This is a genomic window from Candidatus Poribacteria bacterium (genome assembly GCA_021295755.1).
Classification (GTDB): domain Bacteria; phylum Poribacteria; class WGA-4E; order WGA-4E; family PCPOR2b; genus PCPOR2b.
In genome coordinates, this window is record JAGWBT010000217.1 from 1 (window position 1) to 3432 (window position 3432).

3 protein-coding genes and 1 pseudogene are annotated in these 3432 nt (G+C 48.3%); 3 read left to right on the forward strand and 1 reads right to left on the reverse strand.

Annotated features, from left to right (window positions below; genetic code table 11):
• Positions 1-755, reverse strand: a pseudogene (locus J4G02_22075) (hypothetical protein).
• 310 nt (positions 756-1065) lie between these two features.
• On the opposite strand from J4G02_22075, the gene J4G02_22080 reads away from it, so the two are divergent.
• From J4G02_22080 to J4G02_22090, 3 genes are all read left to right on the forward strand, one after another.
• Positions 1066-2634, forward strand: a complete 1569-nt coding sequence (locus J4G02_22080) for a radical SAM protein (GenBank protein ID MCE2397202.1) — start codon at positions 1066-1068, stop codon at positions 2632-2634.
• Between the two features lie 35 nt (positions 2635-2669).
• Positions 2670-2837 (forward strand): hypothetical protein, encoded by a 168-nt coding sequence (locus J4G02_22085; protein ID MCE2397203.1) that lies wholly within the window; start codon positions 2670-2672, stop codon positions 2835-2837.
• Between the two features lie 117 nt (positions 2838-2954).
• A partial coding sequence (locus J4G02_22090; protein MCE2397204.1) for a sigma-54 factor interaction domain-containing protein occupies positions 2955-3432 on the forward strand: 478 nt, incomplete at its 3' end.

The window sequence follows — 3432 nt, forward strand, 5'->3', positions numbered from 1 at the left end:
CGGCACGCTCATAGATGGTATCCAACATCGAGTTTGAAATACTATCACAGAGGGAACGTTTCAGCTGCCAAGCGCGATGTAACAGATGTCCAACCTCGCAGAGACAACCTTCGTGGTTATCATTTTTGTAGGGGCAACCCTTGTGGTGGTTTCCCTTGACAAGAACATCGTAAAACACGGACACCAGTTCCTTGATTCGCAGAAGCATCTGGGGGCTTGCTGAACGTTTCTGTTCGTGCAGGATAGTCTCGGCGCGCCGTTGAATCCCTGTGTAGAATAGGGTGAAATTCCCTTCCAAATGCACTATCGTTTCGGAGGATGCTGCTCTCATCCTTGTTAAACTGAATCCGTCGCAACCCACCGTAAGCGGCGATATACTGATCTTGCTTCCCGATAGGTTGGTTCAGGCGATCTATCTCAATCTCGCACGCTTGATGCGCCAGAGCTTCTGCGGGCACTTTGATTCCTTGATAGGCATATAGCGCATTGAGCAGTCCGACGGTTAACGCGCTTGACGACCCCAACCCACAGCCGCGTGAGGGGATATCGGAAGTTACTGTGATGGAGATGCCACCCCCCCTAACCCCCCCGCCAGCGGGGGGGAAGGAGGGGTAGGTTTTTCGCACGGCTTCTCGAATTAAAGGGTGCTGAATTTGGTCAAGGGCAGACGCTGTTTCACAGTGATGTGGAGTGTTGACAGCGATTTGACGATTTCGTCGCCCTGTGATGTGGACGGAGATGTATTTATCAATTATTCATCATAATCGTGATAGTGAAGCTCGACATCCGAGTTGGCGGGCAGACGGTATTCGTGAAAACTCTCTGAATTGACCGGGTTCAGTAACTCCGCCAATAGCCCCGCAATTCTCTCTCCCTTCCCGCTATGTACCACGCAAAGTAAAGGGTCGTCTATCCGTTCAGCGACTGATGATATAAGATGCCTCCTTCGGAATCTTCTTTCAATCAGATGCACTTTGTGTCATAATCTTAGTTTAGACAATAGTTTAAATTTCCGATGGCAGGGCACAGGTCTGTCTTCAGAGCAGCTATCAAAAAGGGGTTATAATGAACTCGCCTAAAAAAATTGGGATTATTGACCTTACCACCAACAGTAGGACCCGATCCATATACAAGCATATTCTGCATTCCAACTACGCAAGCGTTATGCCTCAAGCGATAGGTGTTTGGTGTGAAGAGGAGGGGCACGATGTTACACTTGTGTGCTATACCGGGTTCGGGAATGTGATTGAGGATTTACCCGACGATCTAGACTTAGCGTTCATAGGGACTTTTACGCAGGGCGCACAACTTGCTTATGCATTAAGCAACCGGTTTCGCTCAGAAGGCACCATCACTGTATTAGGCGGTCCCCACGCCCGCTGCTATCCGGAAGATGCACAGAAATACTTCGATTACGTTCTTGGTTTTACTGACAGGTCTGTAATCCGAGAGATCTTATCCGATTGTTCGCAATACCGACCAACTGGCACATATCTCTCAGCGAAACAACAGCCGACGGCGCTTCCTAGCGTCCGGGAGCGTTGGCATTTTATTGAACCGATATTGCGAAAGGCACCATTTATCAAGGGGGTTCCAATGCTTGGGAGCATGGGTTGTCCGTATACCTGTGCGTTCTGTATTGATGCAAGTATCCCCTATCGTCCTTTCGATTTCGATGTCATCAAGGATGACCTCCGTTTTCTCCTGCATCAGTTCAAACAACCTTTGGTTGGCTGGCACGACCCGAATTTTGGGATTCGATTCGATGACTACATGGGGACAATTGAGGAAGCGATACCGCCGAATAGCATCACTTTCATTGCCGAAAGCAGTCTATCGCTCTTGTCAGAGCCTCATCTCAAACGACTCAAGCGAAACGGATTTAAGGCAATCTTACCCGGTATTGAGTCGTGGTATGACCTCGGCAATAAATCGAAGACAGGTTCGAGAGTAGGCCTCGAAAAAGTCCAGAAAATCTCCGACCAAGTCAATACCATCCTGAAGTATATCCCTTATGTACAAACCAACTTTGTATTTGGGCTTGACACCGATGAAGGTGCTGACCCATTTGAACTGACCAAACAATTTGTGGATATGACACCCGGCGCGTATCCGTCCTATAATTTGCTGACTGCTTATGGAAGAGCCGCCCCGCTCAATCTCGACTACCAACATGCAAACCGCGTTATTCCACTGCCATTTCACTTCCTGAATAATGACATGATGAACGTAAAACCAAATAATTATTCATGGACTGAATTCTACAAACACATGGTTGATTTAGGCAACCATACATTTTCGTGGAGGGCCATTGCCAATCGTTGCAAAGCAAATGATGAACCTCTTGCAGGGGGGCTAACTGTACCACGAAGTTTGTCAACAAAACGCCATAAAATTGGGCGATACGCGCAAGTGCTTCAACGGCTTGAGGGTGATTCCAAGTTCCTGGCTTACTTTGAACAGGAAACAACTGAACTGCCCCAGTTTTATATCAATTGGATACGGAAAGACCTAGGTCCTCTGTTGGAGTGGCTTCCAGAGGGCGCATTGTATTACGATCCGAATGCCTACCTCAAGTCGGAACAGGCAAGGGACACCGAAACTGTCGCCTTAAAAGAGTTGGACCGTGAATAAACTCGCATCTACTTCCGAACGGAAACTCCGGGACGATGCAGATATTTGAGGTCAAACAACGGTACGCCCCTTGCTCGGTCTGCAATCTGCGTCTGGCTGATTTGAGAGAGATTATTGGTTGGACACCTATACCAACGCTACAGCGCATTAAAGATACTGATGCCGCTGAACAACTCTTTGAAGAGATACGGAACCGTACATAAAGTCAATAATCAGGGGTTAATAGACGACTCAATCCATATTTGTGTCCTCCGCTTTGATGCGAATATGCTTGAATTGGAAAGGTGGAAGTAAATATGCTGCTTGGTGAAAGTCCTGCTATGCAAACCATTCACACAACCATCCACCAACTCAGCAACAACAGCAAGATATCCGTTCTGATTACAGGTGAAACCGGTGTCGGGAAGGAATTGGTCGCCCAAGCCATTCATTTTGGAGGGCCCCGGGCGTCAAAACCTTATGTGCCGGTCAATTGCGGTGCGACTCCTTCTGCACTCTGGGAGTCCACTTTTTTTGGCCATGTTCAAGGTGCCTTCACCGGAGCGACGGAGAATCGTAAAGGCTATTTTGAAACAGCCGATAGCGGAACACTGTTTCTCGACGAAATTGGGGAAATGCCTATCGAAAGCCAAGTCAAACTCCTTCATGTTCTGGACGATAATGTCATCACGCCGGTCGGTGCAACGGTGGGCAAAACAGCGGATGTCCGGGTGATAACAGCCACCAATGCGGACCTCCAAGCGAAGGTGGATGCAGGGCTATTTCGGTCAGATCTCTACAATCGCTTGGAGGGCGTGG

Excerpts from the sequence above, each read along its gene's own strand:
- J4G02_22085 (MCE2397203.1), top strand. The coding sequence starts at position 2,670 with ATGCAGATATTTGAGGTCAAACAACGGTACGCCCCTTGCTCGGTCTGC.
- J4G02_22080 (MCE2397202.1), top strand. The coding sequence starts at position 1,066 with ATGAACTCGCCTAAAAAAATTGGGATTATTGACCTTACCACCAACAGT.